This is a genomic window from Arthrobacter sp. JUb119 (genome assembly GCF_024807995.1).
Lineage (GTDB): Bacteria > Actinomycetota > Actinomycetes > Actinomycetales > Micrococcaceae > Glutamicibacter.
This window is the reverse complement of the sequence record NZ_JANUFE010000005.1, coordinates 49,447-71,765: the sequence shown is the minus strand read 5'-3', so window position 1 is coordinate 71,765 and position 22,319 is coordinate 49,447. Positions and strand designations below refer to the sequence as shown.

Below are 22,319 nucleotides of genomic sequence, written 5' to 3'. Positions count from 1 at the left end.
GTTTCGTGCCGTCATCAATATGCTTGATGACATGAATCTTGTGTCCCACCCGCAACTGACCTTGCGCCAGCTTTGGCACTTCGTTGTCGCGGCCGAGGCTGGAACCATGGCCGAAGCTGCCCGCCGGCTGCATCTGGCGCCTTCGGCAATTTCCATGTCCATCGCGGAACTCGAACGCATCGTCGGTGCCGAGCTGGCGATCAAGCGCCGGGCCAAGGGGCTGACGTTGACCGCGACCGGCAAGACCGTGCTGCTCCAGGCCCGGGAACTGCTGGAGCGGGCCCATGATCTGGAAACCATGGGCCAGGGAACCCGCGAAGAGCTTGCCGGCCCGTTAACCGTTGGCTGCTTCATGCCCCTGGGCCCGATCATCATTCCGCCTATGCTCAGTGCCTTTGCCCAGCAATGCCCGAAGGTGGAGGTCGATTTCCTGGAGGGGTTCCACCAGGAAATGCAGCATGCGCTGCTCGATGGTTCCATCGATGTCGCCTTCCTCTACGGATCGGAGATCTCACCAGCCTTGCGTTCGGCCACCGTGGCGATGGCCGAGGCCCAGATACTGCTGCCTTCCGGGCATCCGCTGGCCGCCAGCCCGTCGGTGTCATTGCGTGAAATCGCGAACGAGCCGTTGGTCCTCTTCGAATCCGAGCCGATCACCCAGCGCATCCTCGGCCTGTACCAGGGCAGCGGGCTGGAACCGATGATCCGGCACCGCTCGCGTTCCTATGCGACCGTGCGCTCGCTGGTCAGTACCGGCCGCGGGGTGGCTGTGCTGTTCCAGCAGCCGGCCCTGGAAGCACCCTATGAAGAGCTGAACGTGGTGCTCAAGCCGCTGAAACTCGATGACGAAAATATCGCCGTGGTTCCGGTTTCGGTGGCTTGGCCTCGCAGTTCGCGGCTGAACTCCCGTGCCCAAGCCTGGGTGGAAGTCGCCGCGGAACTCTTCGAGAATGCGGGCCGGCGCAGCTAGCGGCTAGACGCGCGTGCGGATCGAGGACGGGTAGGACAATCCGAAGTTATCCCGCAGGGTGGTGCCCTCGTATTCGGTGCGGAAGTAGCCGCGATTCTGCAATTCAGGGATCAGCTTGTCGCAGATGAGCTTGAAGCCGCCTGGGTTGAACGGGGCGTTCAGGTTGAAGCCGTCGCAGGCCTTGGAATCGAACCAGTCGATCATGCGGTCTGCCACTGCCGAGGCGGTGCCGGCCATCCACTGGTGTCCGGTGGAGCGGGCCAGGTCAACGATCAGCTCGCGCAGGGTCATGCCCTGGTCCACCGACTTGCGGCGGTAGATCTGGTAGCGCGAACCCAGGGCCGGGTCATCGGAGAACCACTCGGCGGGAATCTTCTCGTTGAAGTCCAGCGAGGACAGATCCATCTTCAGATCGGCACCCACCTGCACGCGGCCGTTTTCCAGGTGGATGTGGTTGGCCAGTTCCTCGGCCAGCTCATCTGCTTCGGCCTGGGTGTCGCCGAGGATCGGCAGGATGCCCGGGATGATCTTGATGTCGTTGGGGTTGCGGCCCTTGGCAGCCGCCATCGCCTTGAACTTGGCGTAAAACTCCACCGATGGTTCCTTCAGCGGCTGCGCGGTGTAGATGCCATCGGCCACCGAGGAGCCCAGTTCCATGCCTGGTCCCGAGGAGCCGGCCTGCACCAGCACCGGGCGGCCTTGCGGGCTGCGCGGCATGTTGATCGGGCCCTGCACCTTGAAGAATTCGCCCTCATGGTTGATCGGATGGATCTTGTCGGTGTCCACGTACCATGCCGACTCCTTGTCGTTGGTGACGGCGTCGTCTTCCCACGAATCCCACAACTGGTTGGCTACCTCGACGAACTCGGTGGCGCGGCGGTAGCGGGTGGCCGGATCCGGCGCGCAGTCCATGCCGAAGTTCTGGAAACCATCGGAGCTGGTCACGATGTTCCACCCGGCGCGGCCACCTGACATGTGGTCCAGTCCGGCCATCTGACGGGCCAGGTTGTAAGGCTCCGAGAAGGAAGTGGAAACGGTTCCGATCAGGCCAATGTTCTTGGTGCGTGCTGCCAGTGCGGAAAGTACCGAGATCGGCTCGTAGAAGCCGTTCATCTTGATATCGCCGCGCATCACGGTGTTGGCATGGACGATGTCGCCGAAGAAGATGGCGTCCAGCTTGGCGTCTTCAGCCATCTTGGTCAGGTCGTAGACGAATTCCAGGTTGGCCAGCTCCTCGGAGCGCGAGCCGTCGATGCGCCACGAGTCCTTGTGGTAACCAGCGGGGAGCATGAAGGTCGTGAGCACCATGTGCTGGGGGTTCTTGGGAGTCATTGAAACTCATCCTTTCCTGCGGATGTGACGGGAAGCACTGAGTCCATGGTTTCAAGAGTCTCTAAAGTCGTAAATGGAGAACTTTTGCGCCATAGGGTTCAGAAAAATTGATGTTAGGTGTTAAAAGCTGGTCCGCGTATCAACTGATACGCGGACCAGTGCCGGGGTTCAGGCGTTCAGCTTTGCGTTGGACGGCGCTGACGCGGCTGCCTTGGGAGGCAGGGCGGCGCCTTCCGGGCTGATGCGGATGGCGACCAGCCCGACGATCAGGATTGCCACCCAGAAGATGCCTACGGCGGTGATGCCGAAGCTGACGGCCAGCGCGGTGCAGATCATCGGGGTGAAGCCGGCCCCAAGGGTCGAGGAGCCCTGGTAGGCCAGCGAGGCGCCGGTGTAGCGGACATCAGCTGGGAACAGCTCGGAGATGTAGGCGCCGATCGGTCCGGCCAGGATGCCCTGGATGACGCCGTTGCCGACGATGACTGCAACTGCGAAGCCCCAGCCGGTGCCGTTGCTCATCAGGAAGACTGCCGGGAAAGCCCAGAGGATGCCGGCGGTGCCGCCGATGGTCAGGATCATCTTCCGGCCGTACTTGTCCGAGAGCTTGGCGGCCAACAGGCAGACCACGATGGTGACCATTGCCGCGTAGCCCTTGGTGTTCAGCACAAAGGAGCGGTCCACGCCCTGGGCCGCGGCTTCGGAAACGCCCCACGAAGTCAGCACGCCCTGGCAGGTGTAGAAGCCAAGGGAAGCGATCAGGGTGATGATCACGGTGCGCGAATGGTTCTTCAGCACCAGCGAGATAGGAGTCTTGCGCTCCTGCTTGCGCTCGGAGGCCTTGGCATCCAGCTCCTGGAAGACCGGAGTTTCTGCGACCTTCAGGCGGATCACCATGCCGATGATGATCAGGACTGCCGAGAAGATGAACGGAATGCGCCAGCCCCATTCCAAGAACGCATCACCGGTGGAGAAGGAGATGAAGGAAACCAGGAAGGTGGCCAGCAGGCCACCGGCCGGTGCGCCGGCGTTAGCGAAGGATGCTGCGAAACCGCGCTTGGAAGCGGGTGCATGTTCCAGGGCCATCAGGGTGGCGCCGCCCCATTCGCCGCCAACTGCGACTCCCTGGACCACGCGGAGCAAGACCAGGATGACCGGGGCAGCTGCGCCAATGGTTGCGGTAGTCGGCAATAGGCCAATGGCAACGGTGGCTACGCCCATCATCATCATGGAAAGCACCAGCATCTTCTTGCGGCCAAGGCGGTCGCCGAAGTGGCCGAAGACGATGCCGCCCAGCGGGCGGGCAATGTACCCGACGGCCAAGGTGCCGAAGGAGGCGAAGAGTGCCAAGCCCGGGCTCAGGTTGCCGAAGAAGACCTTGTCGAAAATCAGCGACGCCGCAGTGGCGTACAAGATGAAGTCGTAGTACTCGATGACGCTGCCCAAGAAGCTGGATCCGAGAATGCGGCGCAAATCCCTGGTGTTGAGGGAGTCGCTTGGCTCCATTGCCGGCACTGGCTGGTTCTGTTGCGAGTCGGACACGTCGAGAACCCTTCCTGATCGCTGATGTGACTTAAGCCATAGTGGCCCATTTCACTAACCTTGTCCACTTTTTACGCATTTTAAGACAGATAATATTTTCTTCGGCCTTTGAAAACCCTGTAATCCTGCGGGTTTGAAAAAATTCTTCGGTCCAGAGCTTGATCTGGGTCACACAAGTTATATAAACTGATGCACAGAATATATTTTTGAACCCGCTCAGCGGGACGCCCGATAAGGAGCAGCGAAGATGAGTGCACGCACTGGAGAGCAGTACCTGGCAGGGCTCAAGGATTCCCGCGAGGTCTGGCTGGGCGATCAGCGCATTGACGTCACCGAGCACTCGGCATTTGCCGGCTCGATCAACGGCATGGCCGCCTACTTCGACTACCAGCACAAGTACGCCGATGACTGCCTGATGAACGACGAGCAGACTGGCGAACAGCACAACGTCTCCCTGCTGCGTCCCAAGAACGCAGAAGACATCGCCCGCCGCCACCGCGCGTTCGACCGCCTGGCCCGCTACTCCAATGGCATGCTCGGACGCACCCCCGACTACGTCAACGTGGTGCTCGCCGGCCACGCCTCGCGCCCGGACATCTTCGCCAAATCCGGCGACCCGGTCTACTACGAGCGCCTGGAGAACTACTGGCGCCATGTGCAGGAAAACGACCTGGCGCTGACCCACACCATCGTGCATGCGGCCATCGACAAGTCGGTCGGCGAACTGCAGGGCATCAATGAAGAGCTGACCTTGCGCGTGGTGGACCGCACCGCTGAAGGCCTGATCGTGCGCGGCGCGAAGATGCTCGCCACCCTGGGCCCGATCGCCGACGAGCTCTATGTCTACCCGGCGGTGCCCATCCAGAAGGGCTACGAGGAATACGCGCTGTCCTTCGCGATCCCGGTCGCCACCAGCGGCGTGGTCTCGGTCTGCCGCGACCACTACGGCGTGGACCAGCCGGTAGTGGACAAGCCGTTCTCCTCGCGCTTCGACGAGCAGGATGCGGTCATCATCTTCGACGACGTGCTGGTCCCTTGGGATCGCGTGTTCATCGACGGCCAGCTCGATGTCTACAATTCCCTGAACGCCGGCACCGCCACCGGCAACACCCAGCAGCAGACCGCCATCCGCGCCTCGGTGAAGCTGGAGTTCGCCTACGACCTGTGCGTGCAGATGGCCAAGGTCACCGCCACCGACAACAAGCCGGACACCGCATCGATGCTCGGCGAGATCTATTCCTACCTGCGCATCGCCCGCGCCGTGATCCACTCGGCCGAGGTTAACGCGTCGGAATGGGGCGGCGGGGCGTTCTTCTGCCACGACGACATCTCCGCGCTGCGCACCATGATGCCCATCTGGATGGCCCGCGTGAACGACATCATCAAGTCCATGGGCAGCCACAACCTGCTGGCCACCCCGACCGCGGCCTCCTTCGAGGACCCGCGCCTGGGCCCACTGCTCAAGAAGTACCTGCCGGGAGCCAACGGCATCGCGCCAGAGGAACGCGCCAAGATCTTCCGCACCGCTTGGGACTTCGCCGGATCCGCCCTGGGCAGCCGCATCGAACTGTACGAGCGCTTCTACCTGGGGTCGGTCAGCCGTGCCCGCGGGCTGGATCACCGCAAGGCGCAGATGAAGGGCGAGACCGGTGCCTTCGAGGCGATGTTCGCCGAGGTGGGGATCAGTCCGGTCATCGCCGAGCAGGCCGCGCTGGACCTGGACGCCGCGGCAACGCGCGCCTAGGGAAGCAGGAAAATCATGGCTAACCCGACGCCCGATGTGCTCGATGCGCTGCTCGAGCACCTGTTGGAAACCCAGTACGGCCAGCTGCCGACGGCCACGATCCAGCGCGTGAAGCAGCGCCTGCTGGATTCGGTGGGCGTTGGGCTGGCAGGGCACCGTGCCGACGACATTGCCGGACTTATCGAAGCGGCGCAGGCCTGGGGCCACGGCGATGAAGCAACCGTGCTGGGTACCGGAATCAAGCTTCCGGCCACCTCCGCGGCCTTCGTCAACGCGGCCCTGATCCGCTCCTTCGACTTCGAGCCGGTGGAAGCCGAAGGCCCGGCCGGCAAGCAGGTCGCCGCCCACATCTCCGGAACCACCGTGGCCGTCGTGCTGGCCCTGGCCGAAGCCACCGGCGCCACCGGAGAAGAAGCACTGGCCGCGCTGGCGCTGGGCGATGACCTGGCAGCCCGCCTGGCCATCGCCGGCGGCTTCGACGTGTACTCGGGGCAGGATAATACCGGCACCTTGAATGCCCTGGCCGCCGCTGGAATCGCCAGCCGGATGCTGGGCCTGGACAAGGCGCAGGCACGCCATGCCATCGGCATTGCGGTCAACCAGGCTTCGGGCAATGTGGCGGCGATCTTCGATGGGGCCAACGGCTTCAAGCTGCCCATGGCCTTCGCCGCCCGCTCCGGAATTTCCGCCGCGCAGCTGGCCAAAGCCGGCATGAAGGCGGCGGATGATCCGCTGACCGGCAAGCACGGCTACTTCCAGCTGTTCGGCATCGACGCGCAGCCGGAACTGGCGGTGGCGGATCTTGGCGTGAGCTTCCATGGGGACTGCACGATCAAGCCCTTTGCCAGTTGCCGGGCCGCGCAGCCTTCGCTGCAGGCCTGCGCTGAACTGGTGGCCGACGGCACGGTGGGCTACAAGGACATCGAATGCCTCACCGTCCACCTGAGCGAGCGGACCCTGAACGGATTCGTCGGGGCGCGCTTCGAAGCGGGGGACACCCGCACCGTGGCAGCCCTGTTCTCGGTGCACGCCACCGCGGCGATCGCCTTGATCCACGGAACGGTTCGCCCCGAGCACCTGACCGCCAGCGCGCTGGCGGACCCGGAGCTGGCGCAGATGCTCGGGCGCATCGAGCTAGCCGGCACCCTGCCCAACAGCCAGCGGCTGACGGCGGAGATCACTGCACGGCTGCGCAGCGGCGAGGTGCGCCACGTGCGCGTGGAGCACCCGGACGGAAACATCTTGCGCACATCCCTGGAGCATGACCAGGTAGTTGAGAAGTTCTCGAAGAATCTCGAGTTCTCGCATCCAGAACTGGCAGCACGCAAGGACGCGTTGCAGCACCAGCTCGAACACCTCGCCAGCGCACCGGATCTGACTGATCTGATGGCGGCGCTGGACCCCGCTAGAAACTTCACCCCGAATTACCAGGAGCAACTCCCATGAGCATCACCAACCTTGAATCGGTCACCCCAGTAGACATGAACACCTTCCGCAACGTCGTCGGCCACTTCGCCTCCGGCGTCACGGTGATCACCACGGCCGTGGACGGCCAGCTCTACGGCACCACCGCTTCGGCAGTGTCCTCCCTGTCGATGGAACCGCCAATGATGCTCGCTTGCCTGAACCGCTCCAGCTCCACCCATGACCGGGTAGTTGAAGCAGGCGTCTTCGGCATCAACATCCTGGCCGAGGACCAGGGCGCGCTGGCCTTCCACTTCGGCCGCAAGGGCGAGGACAAGTTCGCCACCGTGCCGCATACCCTCTCCGCGGAGGGCATCCCGCTGATTGACGGCGCATTGGCCACGATCGTATGCCATGTGGCCGAAACCCCGACCGGCGGTACCCACACCGTCTTCCTGGGACTGGTCAGCCACGCTGAAGCCCATGACCGCGAACCGCTGGCCTACTACCGCGGAACCATGGGCCGCCTCGAGCCCACCAAGGAGTTGGCTGCCTACCAGGCCACCCGCACCTGGGTGCTGCTGCGCACCAGTCCACTGGGCGAAGACCTCGACGTGGATGCCATCGCCGCGGCTTCCCGGGCCGACGCTGATCATGTAGCCAACGCGCTGGTGAAGCTGGAAAGCGAGCACCTGGTCTTCCGCACCGAAACCGGAAAATACCAGCCAAAGCCGATTACCGCAGAATTGACCGATTCGGCCTACGACTCGCGCGCCACCATCGAGTCCGGGGTGATCGCCTCGCACCTGGGCAAGATTTCCGAAGAGACCATTTCCAGCCTGCGCGAGATCACCGCGAAGCTGGCTGACCTGCGTGAGACTTCGGAATCCGACCTGGAAGAGTTCTTGGCCCTGAATGTCGCCTACCACGATGCTCTGGTTGGCGTTGCCGGCTCCAGCCAGCTGGTGGATTCCTTCCGCCGTTTGGGAATTGGCACCGTCTGGCGCCAAGCGCTGACCGCAGAGCAGTGGTCGCGCCAGCTGGACCACCGCCACGTTGCCGAATTGACTGAAGCGCTGGCTGCCGGTGACGCGCCAGCGGCCCAGGCAGCGCTTGCCGCGCACACCGAGTTCGGCAAGGCGCTGGCTCGTGAAGCAGTGGCCCGCCATGGCGGCCAGGTTTAGGCATTGAGGCGATAGCCACTGTGGAAAGGCGGCAGGTTGGAAGATCCAGCCTGCCGCCGTGGCTTTATAAAGCGTCGAAGTGCGGGCCTATTGCGCTGTGGCTCCGACAAAGAGGCGCAGCTTCCACTGGCCGCCGGTCTTGGCCCACACCGTGCGGTTGGCAGTTGCCAGATGCTTTTCGACGCCTCCGGAAATCAGATGCATTTTCATGCTGCCTTCGACGACCACCACGTTGCCCTCCTGGGTAACGGACTCGAAGTCGTGGCTGAGCGCCAAATATTCGACGGCTCCGGAACCGAGCAGTTCCAGCAATGAGTCGCGGTCATCGACACGACCGGTGGAGTGGGTGTACTGCAAATCCGGCTCAAGCAGGTTCCCCAAGGTTTCGAGGTCACGGGCGAGCATGGCCGAAAGGCGCCGTTCTTCTGCGATGCGCAGTTCCGATTCAAGTGCCGCAGGGTCAATAGTCGTCAACGGTGATGGCTCCTAAGTAGCGTTTGGTTCGTAGGCAATCTACCAATAAGCAGTGGCGATGTGCGGATATTAGCGAGTGCTTTTACTGGGTGAGATGGAGTTTCAGGGTTGATCCCAGAAGTGGAAACTATCAGCCGAGGGTATGAGCCGGGCACGGGATAGTTACCTCGCATCGCTGATTCCCCGGGCCGCGGAAATTTCTACGATGGAATCATGCTCAAGAAAAAGTACCTCGCCACTGGCGCGCTCGCCCTTCCCTTCGCTCTCCTGCTCACCGGCTGCAGCGGTTCTGATCTCTTCGTCGACAAGTACGATGAATCCACCACTCGAACTGCCAAAACTTCAGAGAAGGCCGTGGCCGATGGTGTGCTGCCCGACTGGGTTCCGTCCGGCGGCACCGACGTTCAGCTGGTCCAGCGCAATACCGGCGCTGAACGCATCTTCGTGCTGAACTACGACGGCAAGCTGGACAGCGAACAGTGCAAGGCGCTGGAAACCGTTGGGAATCCGACCGAAGCCGAACTGGCCAAGGCCTACGCTTCTGACCCGCGCACCAAGAACCTCGAGCCTGACGAGATCTCAGCTACCCGCACCTTGGATGCCGACTGGTGGCCAGCCGATGGCCAAAGCGAGACGACTGATCTGTGCGGGCGCTTCTGGGTCCATCAGTCAGAGGGCAAGCTCTATGCCTTTGCTCCGGACATGGTTGCCCAGGTCCAAGCCATCGAGAAGGAGCGGGCCGCCAAGGAAGGCAAATAGAGGCTGGCCGCCACTAGCTGGGCTGCAGGCCGCGAACCAGGAAACTGGTTCGCGGCCTGCAGCTTGTTGCTCATGCGGATCAGAAGCGGATCACGCTGCGGGCGATGGACCCGGTTTCCTGCTTTGCATAGGCTTCGTTGATCTCGTCGAGCTGGATCTCCTGCGCCACCAGGTCATCGAGATTCAACCGGCCCTGCAGATAGAGCTCGGCGTAGTAGGGAATGTCATTGCGGACCGTGGAGGAGCCCATGTAGATGCCGTGGAGATTGCGCTGCGGGATCAGCAGGTCCAGCATGATATTCATTTCCAGCGGCTTGCCCTGGGGAATGCCGATGAAATACACGTGTCCGCCGGTTTTGGCGACTTCCAGGGCCTGGCGCTGCGTGGGGGCAATGCCGATGGCTTCGAAGGAATGGTGGACTCCGCGGCCGGTGATGGCGCGGATGGCGCTGACCACGTCTTCGGTGCCGCCGTTGATGACATGGGTGGCTCCGAATTTCTTGGCCAGCTCCAGCTTCTCTGGCTGCAGGTCAATGCCGATGATGGTCTTGGCGCCGGCCAGCTTGGCTCCCTGGATGACATTCAGGCCGATGCCGCCCAAGCCGATGACCGCGACGGTTTCCCCGGGAGAAACCTTGGCGGCGTTGAGCACCGCGCCCACGCCGGTGGCTGTCGCGCAGCCAAGCACAGCAGCCTGCGCGAATGGGATTTCCTTGGGCACCCTGACCAGCTTGTTCTGGTGCAGGACCGTGTACTCGGCGAAACCGGCCACGCCGAAGCCTTCTACGCGCTCGCCGTTGCGCGTCAAGCGTGCCGGGGTATCCGGTCCGCGCAGCGCATGCTGGGGATTCAAGCAGCGGTAGGTCGCTCCGTTGACGCATTCTTCGCAGCTCCCGCAGAAGCTGATTTCCGTGGCGATGACATGGTCTCCCACTTCGAAGTCGGTGGCTTCGGGGCCTAGCGCGACGACGGTGCCAGCCATTTCGTGGCCAACCACCATCGGCAAGGGGCGCCCGCGGTCTACGGTGGCAACTATGTGGTCCGAGTGGCACAGGCCTGCGGCTTCGACCTTCACCAGAACTTCTTGCCCCCGCGGCTCGTCGACTTCGAGTTCCTCGATGCTGAAACCTTCGCCGATGTAGTTGATGACCGCTGCGCGCATTGCAGATCCTTCGTTAGATTCTTCTTCTAAAAATGCATTATTTCTAATAGTATATTTTCATTAGTGTTCTGCGTCACCCCCTTTGCGCGACTATTTTCCGGAGGAAGCATGAAAGCAGCAGTCGTTTCTGAAGTTGCCGGCTCTTTTGATGTCCTGGACATCAGCATTGACAACCCCGAAGCCCATGAAGTCCTCATTGACGTGAAGGCCAGCGGCCTGTGCCACTCGGATTTGCACGTGGCGACGTCGGACATCGGCTTCCCCATGCCAGCGGTGCTCGGCCACGAAGTCTCGGGTCTGGTCGTGGGCGTCGGTTCGGCTGTCACCTCGCTCTCGGTGGGGGACCGCGTGGTGACTTCTCCAGTGCACAGCTGCGGGGTCTGCAAGGGATGCCGCACCGGCAAACCCTACCAGTGCCGCGTGCCCTCGCACACCGACCGCACCGCGCAGCAGAATCCGCGATTGTCCCTGGGTGGGCAGCGGCTCACCCAGTTCATCGGTGTTGGCGGCTTCGCGGAACAGGTGCTGGTGCATGAGAACACCGTCGTAAGGGTTCCGGACGCTATCCCGTTCGACCGCGCGGCGCTGCTTGGCTGTGGAGTGGTCACGGGTGCTGGCGCGGCTATTAATACCGCGCGCATCCGTCCAGGCGATACCGTTGCCGTGATCGGCGCCGGTGGTGTCGGGCTGAACGTCATCCAGGGCGCGAAACTGGCTGGCGCGACCCGCATCATCGCTATCGACCTGCAGCCGGCCAAGCTGGAGCTGGCCAAGGTCTTCGGTGCCACCGACGTCATCAACGGCGGGGAGGGCGATGCGGTGGAAACCGTCAAGCGGATTGCTGGCGGGGGAGTGACGCATGCCTTCGAGGTCATCGGCCTGCAAGCCACCAGCGAGCAGGCGGTGGCCATGCTGGAAATCGGCGGCACCGCGTACCTGATTGGCGTTCACAAGCCCGGCGCGCAGATCAGCATCACCCCATTTGGAGACCTGATGGGACGCCAGAAGGGCATCCGTGGCGTGGCCATGGGGTCGAGCAACATCCAGGTGGACATCCCCATGTACGCCGAGTTGTATCTGCAGGGCCGTTTCAAGCTCGACGAACTGGTGTCAGCGCATATCAGCTTGGATGAAATCGACAAGGGATACGAGCAGCTGCGTGGCGGTGCGGTGGCCCGAAGCGTGATTACCTTCTAGATTTATCGACGCCGGTCGCTGAACGAAGCAAGGCCAGCAGTTCACTGATCTGCTGGCCTTGTTTCATGTTCTGGGGGGTGCTGCTACTCTCCGGTCTGCGCGCGGCGCTGTATGCGCGTGGCGTACAAGACGCAGCCCAGCAACCCGATGAAGCTGAGCGCAACCGCCACGGACCCGGTGATGCCGGGCAGGTGCTGGTTCCAGGTCATGTTCAGGGTGACAAGCAGAGACACCAGAAATCCTCCGGTGAGGTAACTGATTGCCGAACTCATGGTGAACCTTCCGTGGGCAGAACGTGCTCCCGTGAGCCTAGCATCGCGCCAGTCGCTGTCCAAGGATTTGCCGGTGCTGGTTATTTGCGAGACGCGTGCTCCCAGAGCACTTCATCCACTGTTACGGGCTTGTCAATGAGCTCGAAGCGTGCCATTGCATCCAGGCCTGACTGGGAAGCCTCTGCATCGAACGCGGTGCCTGCCAAGGCGAACCGCGTTGGAGCTTTTTCCACCGGAATCTGGTTGACCTCGGCGTGTATCTTCTGCACTTCCTCGAGGTTTGCTGCATCGGAGTAGAACTCCACTGCCTCTTTCATGGCCGATACGAAGGCCTTGGCAGTATCTGGATTCGCACCGGCCCACTGGGAAGTGCTCAGCCACAAAGTGCCCGGCTGATTCCCCTGGTACTCGCGGACCGGGTTGCCCAAGGAGGGGAAGCCGGCCGCAATCATCTGGTGGTAGAAGACGTCGCTGGGGACGACCGCGTCAACGGTCCCAGTCTCCACCGCGGCCTGCATCCCGGCGTAGGGCATGCCCACTTCGCTGAACTCCTCGGCGCCCACCCCTGCGTCTTCCAGGGCTTGGAAGACCGGCAGATCGCTGCCGGTCTTCACGCCGATGACACCGATGGTCTTACCCTTGAGATCGGCAAGCCTCGCAATCCCAGAGTCCTTGGCGACGAGCACTCCGGAGTTATCGACGTTCGGGTCGACCACGCCATTCGAAGCCAGCGCTTCGATCGGCAGGCCCTTTGACACGGAGGTGGCGACGTTGACCCAGGAACCGGTGGCGATGTCCACCTCGCCGGAGATAGCAGAAGCAATCTGGGCGGCGGGGTCTGCGCCATTGATGATTTCAACGTCCAAGCCATGGTCTTCGAAGAAGCCTTGGGATTCGGCGAGGTAAGCCGGCTCGAACTGGATGCCGGCCACCGAGACCTTCAGCGGGATCAAGCCGCCCGGTGTTTCGGCGCCTTGCCCAGCGTTGCCGCAAGAGGCCAAGGCCATGGTGGAAACGAGCAGGACCGCGGACAGGGGCAGGGCCCGGCGCGCGGAAGATGGAGTTCTCAAGATGGCCTCGTCGTGCTTGAAGGGGATATGAAGTGGCAGGCAATCAGCTGAAATCTGTGATGACCGAACGGGCAACGCCCTGCCCGGCCTTCATCGCTGCGAAGCCCTCGTTGATCTGCGAGATATGAAGTTCCCGGGCAACGAGCGCGTCGAGCTTGAGGCGCCCGGCAAGATAGTGCTCGGTGTATTTGGGGACATCACGTTGCGGGCTGGAAGAGCCCATATAGATCCCGTGCAGGCTGCGCTGCGGCCCAATGATGTCGGCCATGGCATCCAGCGGCAGTTGCGCGCCGGGCTTATGCAACCCGACCAGATAGGCATCCCCGCCTACACGGGTCATGCGCACCGCCTGCAAGCTGGTGGCCTGCAGGCCGATCATCTCGAAGGAATGATCCACCCCGCCGCCGGTGATTTCCTGGACCTTGGCGACAGCGTCTCCACTGCCGCCATTGATCGTGTGCGTTGCCCCGAATTCGCGGGCCAGTTCCAGCTTCTCATCGCTCAGATCCACTGCGATGATCTTCGAAGCGCCGGCGATCTGGGCAGCATTGATCGCGTTCAACCCGATGCCTCCAGCGCCAATGACTGCGACGGATTGCCCCTGGGCCACCTGGGCGGAGTTGAACACTGCCCCGGCACCGGTCAGCGTGGAGCAGGCCATCACCGCGGCTTGGGCGAAGGGCAACTCCTCGGGAATCCTTACTGCCTGGTTGGCATGCACCAAGGTGTACTGGGAAAATCCGCCGGTGCCGAACATCTGCATCACCGGCTGATCCTTGCAGCTGGCGCGCGGTGCTTGGCCGGCCGTGCGCAGCGTGCTGGGGCGGTTGGCGCAACGGTATTCCTGGCCCGAAAGGCACAGCGCACACTGCGCGCAGTACTGGATCAAGGCGGCCAGCACGTGGTCGCCCGCAGTGAAACCGCAGGCTTGGTTGCCGGTGCTGAGCACCACCCCGGCGACTTCATGGCCCAGCAGCAGCGGGGCGGGAAGTCCCAGATCCATGCCCGCCAGGTGGGCATCGGACTGGCACAGTCCAACTGCTTTGACTTCGATCAGCAATTCCGCGCCCAGCGGAGCATCAACGTGGATGTCCTCAATGCTGAAGCTGCCATCGCCGTGCCTTGCCAGTGCTGCCCGTGCGCTGAGTGCCATGGGGATCAGTCCTTGCGCAGGCGCACGAGGATCCGTGCACGGGCCTCGGTGAAGCGCGGGTCAGCCTTGGTGGCCAGCTGGTCGCGGGTCTCGCCGAAACCGGTGACGATCTCGTCGACTACGGTGGCCGGCTTCTCCGCGATCACGACCACCTTGTCGGCCAGGTACAGCGCCTCGTCGATGTCGTGGGTGACTAGCAGGATCGTCACACCCAGCTTGTGCTGCAAGTCCAGCACGAGGTCTTCGAGGTCGAAGCGGGTCTGCGCATCAACCGAGGCGAAGGGCTCATCCATGAGCAGCACCTTCGCGTTGTAGGCCAAGGCGCGGGCAATGGCCACGCGCTGCTGCATGCCTCCTGACATTTCCCAGGGGAACTTGCCGCCTTGGCCTTCAAGGCCCACGGCAGCCAGATGCTCATCGGCCAGCTTGTTGCGCTCGGCCTTGCCGATGCCCTTGCCCTGCAGCGGGAAGGCCACGTTTTCGCGGGTGGTCATCCATGGCATCAGCGAACGCGAGTAGTCCTGGAAGACCACGGCGAGATCGGGGTGCGGGCCGTTGATCTTCGTGCCGGAAACCTCGATGGTTCCGGCTTTTGGCTTCAGCAAGCCGGAAAGGCATCGCAGCAAGGTGGTCTTGCCGACGCCCGAAGGGCCGACTATCGAGATGAATTGGCCATACTCCACGTCCAGATCCAAATTCTCCAGGATCTTGTTTTCGGCCGGGCCGGCGCCATAGCTCATGGACATGCCGCGAACCTTCATGAGCAATGGTTTGGTTTCCATGGTCGTTTCAACGGGTGCTTGGGTGGTCATGGGATTCTCCTTGGTCAGAAGATGGAAGGTCGGACGGAAACGGAGGCTACTGGGCGCCGGAGGCGTGGTACCAGCGCAGGATCCGTTTCTCGACGAGCACGAAGAGGATCGAGATGATGTAGCCGATGACACCGACCAGCAGTGCGCCGGCCCATGTCTCCGGAACCTTGAAGGTGGCCGAGGAATTCAGGATGTAGAAGCCCAGGCCTTCAATGGAGGCGAACATTTCCGAAACCACCATCACGGTGATGCCGATCGGCGATGCGACGCGGATGCCGGCCACGATCTGCGGGGTGGCACCGGGCAGGATCACGCGGCGGAAGTGCAGGCCGCGCGGGATGCGGTAGACCTTGGAGAACTTGCGCACCGTTGGCTCGATGCCCAGGATGCCGTCGATGGTGTTCAGCAGGATCGGCCACATGCAGGCGAAGGCGATGGTGCCCATCTTCGGGCCCTGCCCCATGCCGAAGACGCCGATGATCATCGGAACCAGTGCTGCCTGCGGGACAGCGCGGAAGAAGTGGATGATCGGGTCAACGATCTTCAGCAGCAACGGGACTTCGCCCAGCAGCAGTCCGCCGCAGATGCCGAAAAAGGCAGCCAGGGCCAAGCCGACAAAGAGGTTGGACAGCGAGTACCAGGCGCCGGAAATAATCACGCCGTTGCCCAGGTCGCGGACCAAGGCTTCGAGGATGGACTCCAGCGAGGGGATGAAGAAGTTCGTGGAGTTTGCCGAGCCGAACCACCAAGCCGCAACCACGGCAACGATGAGCCATGAAGAAACCAGTATCTTGCGTCCGGCGGCCGCCGAGGAGCTCGGAGCCTTGGCCTTCGAAGCGCGTGATGGCACTGCCGGGGCGTTCAAAGTTGCGTTAGTCATCGTTCTGCCTCTTCCACTTCAGCAAACGGTTTTCGGCCTGTTGCAAGAGCAGGGCGATGGCCCATCCGGTCAGGCCGGCGAAGAACAGGTAGGCGAAGGCCAGATCCCAACGCTGCGCCTGCTGCATCAGCGTGATCTGGCGTCCAATGCCTGGCGCCTGGGAGATCACTTCAACGCCCACCGCCACCAGGATGGCGATGGCCGAGGAAATGCGCACACCGGTCGCGATCAGCGGCAGGGCAGAAGGCAGCAGGACCTTGGTGAAGCGCAGCATCGGCGGGATGCGGAAGACGGCGACGGTGTCGGCAACCGCGGCTTCCTGGCGGCGTGCACCGTAGATGGTCTGGATCAGCACTGGCCACAGGCAGGACAGCGCGACGACGACGATTTCCATCATGGTGTTCGAGCCGAGCAGCATGATCACTACCGGCATCAGGGCCAGTACCGGGAACGAACGGCCGAAATCGATCAGAATCGAGGTGGAGTTGTCGAGGAAGCGAACTGATCCAATGACCAGGCCCAGGACGACACCCACGACCGAAGCAATGAGCCAGCCGGTGAGGGCTGCGAGCAGGGTCTTGCCTAGCCCGCCCCAGAAGGCCGCTTGGCCCAGGGCTTCGGCGATGGCAGAGAAGATCTTTTCCACGCCGGGGAGCATGGAGGGCATGGTTCCTGAGGCGATCACCAGTTGCCAGATGCCCAGCAGGGCGGCGATGGCCACGATGCGCAGGGTCCAGAGCAGACCCGGTGAAATCGTTGACTCTTTCATGGGAATCCTTGAGTAAGCAGTTGCAAGCTAGGGGTGCTGGTGGCGCCAGCGCAGGGGATGGCGCCACCGGTTGGGCGAAGCGGACGTGGGCTACTTGGCGTCTGCCGAAGCCCGGGTAGGGGCTTCGTCCCAGAGCACATCTTCGACGATGACCTTGTTCTCGACCAGGCCGAAGTGGACCATGGCATCGATGCCGGATTGGGCTTCAGCCACGTTGAAGGTGACGTCCGCCGGGACGAAGGTCTTGGGCGCATCGGCTACATCGATCTGGTTGGCTTCGGCGTGGACCTTGCGGACTTCCTCCAGATTGGCCGGGTCCGAGTAGAACTTCACGGCATCCTGCATAGCTGCGTCGAACTTCTTGGCGGTCTCGCCATTCTGCTCCAGCCACTGCTTCTGCACGGTCCAAACGGTTACCGGCATGCTGGACTGGAATTCCTGTACCGGGTTGGAGATGGTCTGGTAGCCCTTCTCCGACATCTGGTGGTAGAAGGAGTCGGCAGGCACTACTGCATCCACGGTGCCTTGTTCCAGGGCCGCTTCCATGCCCGCGTAGGGAACAGCAACTTCCGTGACTTCCTTTTCCTTCACGCCGGCCGCTTCCAATGCCTGGAGCACGGGGATGTCGCCACCGGACTTCACGCCAACTACGCCAATGGTCTTGCCCTTCAGGTCTGCCAGTTCCTTGACCCCGGAATCCTTGGCCACCATGACGCCGGAGTTGTCGGCCTCCGGATCAACCATGCCGTTGCCGCCAATGACCTGGATCGGAACACCTTGGGAGAAGGAGGTGGCAACGTTGATCCACGAGCCGATGGCAACGTTCACGTCACCGGAGACCACCTGGGCCAGCAGCGCGGCGGGGTCGGCGCCATTGACCAATTCAACGTCCAGGCCCTGGTCCTCGAAGTAGCCCTTCTCTTCAGCGATGCGTGCGGTTTCGAACTGGATCGGAGCAATGGCGACGCGCAGCTTCACCGGGCCGTCGGCGCTGGCCTCCTCGCTGGATCCGCACGCGGCCAGGGTGCCGATTGCGAGGGCAGAGACTGCGAGGCCGGAGAAGGCCTTCCGTGCAAAACGTCGTTTCGTGACCATGGGGATCTCCTTGAAAGCTTGGTGCCTAGGCGAAGGCTGCGAGTTGTCGACCGGGGTCGGCTCCCGGAAGAAGAAGTACATTGAGCATCAAAATGTATTCCTTGAATCACAATATATCTTTAGTATGATTGTGTGGCAAGACTCACATTCAAAATGATGCCAACGACGAAGCGCGCCGGGCAGACCAGGAGATACATTCCATGACAGCAACAGATCTTTCCGCCGTTCCGCTGGCTCAGCAGCTTCGCGCCGCTTTGGCGGCCACGCCCCTTCCGCTGGTGATCAATGGCCAGGAGGTCGCTGGCTCGGGGGAAAAGCTGCCGGTAACCGATCCCTCCACTGGCCAGCTGCTGACCGAGACGACGGCTGCCACCGCAGCGGACATCGACCGCGCAGTAGCTGCCGCCCGTGCAGCGTTCGAGTCCGGGCCCTGGGCAGAAATGACCCCGGCAGCACGCCAGCGGGCGCTGCACCGCTTCGCTGACGCATTGGAAGCGAACCTCGATGAATTGGCTACCCTGGAGTCCCTGAACTGCGGGAAGCCCTTCAACATCGCCCGCTTTGGCGAGCTGCCCGCGGGCATCGAGACCTTGCGCTACTTCGCCGGCTGGGCCACCAAGCTCAACGGCGAAACCCGCGATATTTCCCTGCCAGGAACCTGGCACGCCTATACCCAGCGCCAAGCCTTGGGTGTGGCCGCACTGATCGTGCCATGGAATGTCCCCTTCACCATTGCGCTGTCCAAGGTGGCTCCGGCGCTGGCGTCCGGCTGCACCGTCGTGCTCAAGCCCGCGGAGCTGACCCCGCTGACCGCCGTGCGCATGGCGCAGATTGCGCTTGAAGCAGGCATCCCGGCCGGTGTGCTGAACGTGGTCCAGGGCTTGGGGCCGGTGGCCGGCCAAGCGCTCGCCGACCATCCGGATGTCGACAAGCTCTCCTTCACCGGATCCACCGCGGTAGGCAAGAAGCTGCTGGCGTCGGCAGCGGTCAATCTCAAGCGGCTGAGCCTTGAGCTGGGCGGCAAATCCCCGGTGGTGATCTATCCCGACGCGGATCTGGACAAGGCCATTCCGGCCGCCGCCATGAGCATCTTCGGCAACTCCGGCCAGGTCTGCGCGGCAGGGTCGCGACTGTATGTCCACGAAGACATCGCAGACCAGGTCATCGAAGGCATCGCCGGATTCGCGAAGAACCTCAAGCTGGGCGCTGGCCTGGCAGAAGGAACCCAGCTGGGCCCGCTGATCTCCCAGGTGCAGCGCGAGCGCGTGCTGGGGTACATCGAGGCGGGCATCGCTGATGGCGCGGAACTCGTTGCCGGTGGCTTGGCCGAAGGCGAAGAAGGATTCTTCGTGCAGCCCACCGTGCTGAAAAATGTCAGTCCGGACATGTCCATCGCCAAGGATGAGATCTTCGGGCCGGTGCTCTCGGTGAGCACCTTCGGCGACGAGGATTCGCTGGCCGAGGTGCTGCGCCGGGCCAACGACACCGACTACGGTCTCAATTCGGTGATCTTCACCCAGGACATTTCCCGCGCGTTGACCTTCGCCAAGAAAATCCAGGCCGGCAACGTCAGGGTGAATACCGGTGCCGGCATGGATGCGAACATGCCGTTCGGCGGATTCAAGCAGTCGGGGTGGGGCGCCGAAAATGGCCGTGAAGGCATCGAGGCCTACACCTCGCTGAAGTCGGTCACCGTCAAGCTCGGCTAGCGGCAATGTTCTATTCCGGGACTGCTTTGCGCAGTCCCGGGCCGATAGGATGAGCTCATGAGCGAAAAGGAGCAACCCCGGCTGGCTAGCGCGTTGGCGCAGAAAGTCGTCGACACGATTGCGCCGACCATCAACCGCAATGTGAACATCATGAATGCTCACGGAGTCATCATTGCTTCTACGGATGCTGCGCGTATCGGTACCCACCACGACGGCAGCGCAGAGGCGATCCGCCGCAACAACATCATCCGTGTCAGCCAGGCCGACGGCTCGGCCGGAACCCAGCCCGGGGTCAATGTGCCGCTGGTGCTGAACGACCAGCTCTGCGGCGTTGTGGGCGTGACCGGAGCTCCCCACGAGGTGGAACCGCTGGCCGGCCTGATTGCACTGACCGTTCAATTGCTCTTTGCCCAGGAACGCGAGCACTCTCGCAGCGCGCGGCGCGAGACCGAAGCCCGCGACATTATTTCTGCGTTGATCGCCGGTCGCGTTGCGCCTGAAGTGATCGACCGCTCGCTCGCAGCGCATGGTTTGCGCGGGCCGAAATGCATTGAAGCTTGGCTGCCCCGAAGCGTGGGGGATCCGTCGCTCGAAGAGCCGGCGAAGGATCATCACCGCACGTCATGGATTAGCCTTTCCGGCGCGTACTGGAGGCTTTGCGCTGCCAGCGAGACAGCTTTCGCTCCCGAGCGCATGGACCAGGAACGTTTCCTGGTCTCCGCGCCTGTCGAAAAGGCCGAGGATCTCATGGCCGAAACCGAAGTGCTGCGCGTATTGTTGGGCTATCCGGCACTCGTGCCTTCCCACGCGCGGCGCCGCATGTGGAGCCGGGAAATTGCTGTGGCTATCGCCCGCACCCCAGCCCGCAGCCTGGAACATGCAGCTGCCCCAGCGATGCAGCTCAATGAGGAACAAGCCAGAACCCTGCTGGTCGTTGCGACAGCTGCTTCGATGAGCCAAGCGGCCACGGATCTGCATATTCACCGCAATACCTTGGTGCAAAGACTTGAACGGATAAGCCAGGTCAGCGGCGTCGATATTCGGCGGTCCAGCGAATCCCTGAAACTCCAGCACGCCATCTACGCAAGAGTGGCCTTGGGCCAGCTGCATATTTTCTAGGCCCCGAAAACTAGGGGTGCTGGCGCCGGGAGGGGAAAGAGCGGGATATTTGCACACATTGGCCCGTCCGAACTCAGGCAAATGTGGTCGTGTGCCCATAGGTATTCGGGGCCGTTCTTCCTAGTATTGGCAGGATGATCGATCTTTGCGCCCGAAACCCGTGGCGGCACGGAGGCATCTAGCCCAACGGGCAAAGCCTTGAGCAGCTTTGCCGATAGGGCCGATCCACCGGTTGAGCCATTGCGGGCTGGACGCAGAGAACTACCGATATTGGCAAAGGAGCCAACCCGCCGTGTATGAACTGCTTGTTCTGCTGATCCTTGTTGTGGCCATCGTGATGGTCACAGCACGCTTGAAGATCAGCCCATTCCTCGCCCTGGTCGGCGCCGCTATCCTGGCGGCCTTCGCCTACCGGATTCCGCTGGCCGAAGTGGCTTCGACGGTCACCACGGCCTTCGGCAGCACCATGGGAAATATCGGACTGGTGATTCTGTTCGGAACAATGATCGGGGTGATCCTGGAGAAATCCGGCGCCGCGATCTCCATGGCGGATGCGCTGATCAAGGTTCTGGGTACTCGGTTCCCTAACCTGACGCTATCGATTATCGGCTACATCGTTTCCATTCCGGTCTTCTGCGACTCGGGCTACGTGGTGCTCAACTCGCTGCGCAAAGCCATCACCCTGCGTACCGGCGTCTCTGGTCTGGCAACTTCTATCGCCTTGATGACCGGCCTGTACGCAACACACACCATGGTCCCGCCAACTCCGGGCCCGCTGGCCGCAGCCGAAAGCATCGGCATTGCCGATAACCTGGGCTTGATCATCGCTGTCGGATTGCCCGTTGCGGCCATCTCGGCACTTGCCGGCTTGGCCTACGCCAGCCGCTTCAACAAGTCCCAATGGACCCCGTTGCCAAGCGACGACCACAATGACATCTCCGAACTCGACTATGAGCAGCTGCGTGCAAGCTTCGGAAAATTGCCCAGCCCGGCGCTGGCCTTCATGCCGATCCTGGTTCCGCTGGTGCTGATCTGTGCCGCATCCATTGCGAAGCTGCCCTCGCACCCGATTGGCGAAGGCGCTGCCTTGGAAATCCTTTCCTTCCTGGGGACGCCGGTTATTGCGCTGATCTTCGGCTTGATCTCATCGACTTTTCTTTTGAGCGGTGGCAGCAAGCTGGCGGTCTTCAATGAGCAGATGCATGAAGCTGTACGCACCGCCGCTCCGATCTTGCTGATCACCGGTGCCGGCGCTGGCTTCGGCGCAGTCCTGGCCGCTTCGGATCTGACCACGATTCTTTCGGATTCCCTCAGCGGACTGGGCTTGGGCTTGGCTGTGCCATTCCTGATCGCCGCTGCGCTGAAGTCCGCCCAGGGCTCGTCCACCGTCTCAATGGTGACCACTTCCGCGCTGGTCGCTCCGATGCTCGGCTCCCTAGGCTTGGATTCGGAGCTGGGCATGGTGCTGTCCGTATTGGCCGTTGGCGCCGGTGCGATGGTTGTCTCGCACGCCAACGACTCCTACTTCTGGGTCGTCTCGCAGCTCAGCCGCATTCCGGTGATTACCGCGTACAAGACCCTGAGCGTGGCTACCGCCATCCAGGGCACCGCGGCATTCCTGACTGTACTGGTTCTCGGAGCCGTACTGCTGTAGCAGCGCGCTTTCCAAGAAAGA

General features: G+C 62.4%; 20 protein-coding genes. 9 read left to right on the top strand and 11 right to left on the bottom strand.

Going from position 1 to position 22,319, the window contains the following annotated elements; all coding sequences use genetic code 11:
* Positions 1–31 precede the first annotated feature (31 nt).
* A complete protein-coding gene (locus M2368_RS13540) occupies positions 32–970 on the top strand; it encodes a LysR substrate-binding domain-containing protein (RefSeq protein WP_166650760.1) in 939 nt (312 codons plus the stop codon).
* Positions 971–973: 3 nt separating this feature from the next.
* On the opposite strand, the gene M2368_RS13535 is transcribed toward M2368_RS13540, so the two are convergent.
* Both M2368_RS13535 and M2368_RS13530 read right to left on the bottom strand, forming a co-directional pair.
* Complete coding sequence (locus M2368_RS13535; RefSeq protein WP_498724591.1) at positions 974–2,302, bottom strand: NtaA/DmoA family FMN-dependent monooxygenase; 1,329 nt, start codon at positions 2,300–2,302, stop codon at positions 974–976.
* A gap of 168 nt (positions 2,303–2,470) precedes the next feature.
* Positions 2,471–3,841: an MFS transporter gene (locus M2368_RS13530; RefSeq protein ID WP_498724590.1), complete on the bottom strand. Its 1,371-nt coding sequence runs from the start codon at positions 3,839–3,841 to the stop codon at positions 2,471–2,473.
* 247 nt (positions 3,842–4,088) lie between these two features.
* Between M2368_RS13530 and M2368_RS13525 the strand changes: the two genes are divergently transcribed.
* Genes M2368_RS13525 through M2368_RS13515 form a run of 3 tightly spaced genes read left to right on the top strand, consistent with a single transcriptional unit; the run spans position 4,089 to position 8,173 of the window.
* Positions 4,089–5,585, top strand: a complete 1,497-nt coding sequence (locus tag M2368_RS13525; protein WP_498724589.1) for a 4-hydroxyphenylacetate 3-hydroxylase N-terminal domain-containing protein — start codon at positions 4,089–4,091, stop codon at positions 5,583–5,585.
* A 15-nt stretch (positions 5,586–5,600) separates the two neighbouring features.
* Entirely contained in the window at positions 5,601–7,031 is a 1,431-nt protein-coding gene (locus M2368_RS13520) for an MmgE/PrpD family protein (RefSeq protein WP_498724588.1), read from the top strand.
* Positions 7,028–8,173 carry a flavin reductase gene (locus tag M2368_RS13515; RefSeq protein ID WP_105656459.1) on the top strand — a complete coding sequence of 382 codons (1,146 nt, stop codon included), beginning with the start codon at positions 7,028–7,030 and terminating at the stop codon, positions 8,171–8,173. The genes M2368_RS13520 and M2368_RS13515 overlap by 4 nt, the downstream gene beginning before the upstream one ends.
* An 87-nt stretch (positions 8,174–8,260) precedes the next feature.
* Here M2368_RS13515 and M2368_RS13510 read toward each other — a convergent pair whose 3' ends face one another.
* A complete protein-coding gene (locus tag M2368_RS13510) occupies positions 8,261–8,647 on the bottom strand; it encodes a nuclear transport factor 2 family protein (RefSeq protein WP_105656458.1) in 387 nt (128 codons plus the stop codon).
* A 213-nt stretch (positions 8,648–8,860) separates the two neighbouring features.
* On the opposite strand from M2368_RS13510, the gene M2368_RS13505 reads away from it, so the two are divergent.
* Complete coding sequence (locus M2368_RS13505) at positions 8,861–9,406, top strand: hypothetical protein (RefSeq protein ID WP_332498767.1); 546 nt, start codon at positions 8,861–8,863, stop codon at positions 9,404–9,406.
* 79 nt (positions 9,407–9,485) lie between these two features.
* On the opposite strand, the gene M2368_RS13500 is transcribed toward M2368_RS13505, so the two are convergent.
* Complete coding sequence (locus M2368_RS13500) at positions 9,486–10,568, bottom strand: zinc-binding dehydrogenase (RefSeq protein ID WP_498724587.1); 1,083 nt, start codon at positions 10,566–10,568, stop codon at positions 9,486–9,488.
* A 108-nt stretch (positions 10,569–10,676) separates the two neighbouring features.
* On the opposite strand from M2368_RS13500, the gene M2368_RS13495 reads away from it, so the two are divergent.
* The gene (locus M2368_RS13495; protein ID WP_105656455.1) at positions 10,677–11,765 is read left to right on the top strand and encodes an alcohol dehydrogenase catalytic domain-containing protein; all 1,089 of its coding nucleotides are present in this window, start codon (positions 10,677–10,679) and stop codon (positions 11,763–11,765) included.
* Positions 11,766–11,848: 83 nt separating this feature from the next.
* On the opposite strand, the gene M2368_RS13490 is transcribed toward M2368_RS13495, so the two are convergent.
* The 7 genes from M2368_RS13490 to M2368_RS13460 all read right to left on the bottom strand — a co-directional run bounded on the left by M2368_RS13490 (position 11,849) and on the right by M2368_RS13460 (position 17,816).
* On the bottom strand, positions 11,849–11,998 hold the full coding sequence (locus M2368_RS13490; protein ID WP_166650762.1) for a hypothetical protein: 150 nt from the start codon (positions 11,996–11,998) through the stop codon (positions 11,849–11,851).
* Positions 11,999–12,117: 119 nt separating this feature from the next.
* Positions 12,118–13,107 carry an ABC transporter substrate-binding protein gene (locus M2368_RS13485; RefSeq protein WP_105656453.1) on the bottom strand — a complete coding sequence of 330 codons (990 nt, stop codon included), beginning with the start codon at positions 13,105–13,107 and terminating at the stop codon, positions 12,118–12,120.
* A gap of 43 nt (positions 13,108–13,150) precedes the next feature.
* Positions 13,151–14,260, bottom strand: a complete 1,110-nt coding sequence (locus M2368_RS13480; RefSeq protein WP_332486484.1) for a zinc-binding dehydrogenase — start codon at positions 14,258–14,260, stop codon at positions 13,151–13,153.
* Between the two features lie 5 nt (positions 14,261–14,265).
* The gene (locus tag M2368_RS13475; RefSeq protein ID WP_332486486.1) at positions 14,266–15,072 is read right to left on the bottom strand and encodes an ABC transporter ATP-binding protein; all 807 of its coding nucleotides are present in this window, start codon (positions 15,070–15,072) and stop codon (positions 14,266–14,268) included.
* 46 nt (positions 15,073–15,118) lie between these two features.
* The gene (locus tag M2368_RS13470) at positions 15,119–15,952 is read right to left on the bottom strand and encodes an ABC transporter permease (protein ID WP_498724586.1); all 834 of its coding nucleotides are present in this window, start codon (positions 15,950–15,952) and stop codon (positions 15,119–15,121) included.
* The gene (locus tag M2368_RS13465) at positions 15,945–16,721 is read right to left on the bottom strand and encodes an ABC transporter permease (protein ID WP_332486489.1); all 777 of its coding nucleotides are present in this window, start codon (positions 16,719–16,721) and stop codon (positions 15,945–15,947) included. Before M2368_RS13465 ends, M2368_RS13470 begins: the two co-directional genes overlap by 8 nt.
* Positions 16,722–16,811: 90 nt before the next feature.
* The gene (locus M2368_RS13460; protein WP_332595029.1) at positions 16,812–17,816 is read right to left on the bottom strand and encodes an ABC transporter substrate-binding protein; all 1,005 of its coding nucleotides are present in this window, start codon (positions 17,814–17,816) and stop codon (positions 16,812–16,814) included.
* A gap of 200 nt (positions 17,817–18,016) precedes the next feature.
* On the opposite strand from M2368_RS13460, the gene M2368_RS13455 reads away from it, so the two are divergent.
* From M2368_RS13455 to M2368_RS13445, 3 genes are all read left to right on the top strand, one after another.
* Positions 18,017–19,525 (top strand): aldehyde dehydrogenase family protein, encoded by a 1,509-nt coding sequence (locus M2368_RS13455; protein ID WP_498724585.1) that lies wholly within the window; start codon positions 18,017–18,019, stop codon positions 19,523–19,525.
* Between the two features lie 57 nt (positions 19,526–19,582).
* Positions 19,583–20,644 carry a CdaR family transcriptional regulator gene (locus tag M2368_RS13450; RefSeq protein ID WP_498724584.1) on the top strand — a complete coding sequence of 354 codons (1,062 nt, stop codon included), beginning with the start codon at positions 19,583–19,585 and terminating at the stop codon, positions 20,642–20,644.
* A gap of 292 nt (positions 20,645–20,936) precedes the next feature.
* Positions 20,937–22,298 carry a GntP family permease gene (locus tag M2368_RS13445; RefSeq protein WP_498724583.1) on the top strand — a complete coding sequence of 454 codons (1,362 nt, stop codon included), beginning with the start codon at positions 20,937–20,939 and terminating at the stop codon, positions 22,296–22,298.
* The last annotated feature ends 21 nt before the right edge of the window (positions 22,299–22,319 follow it).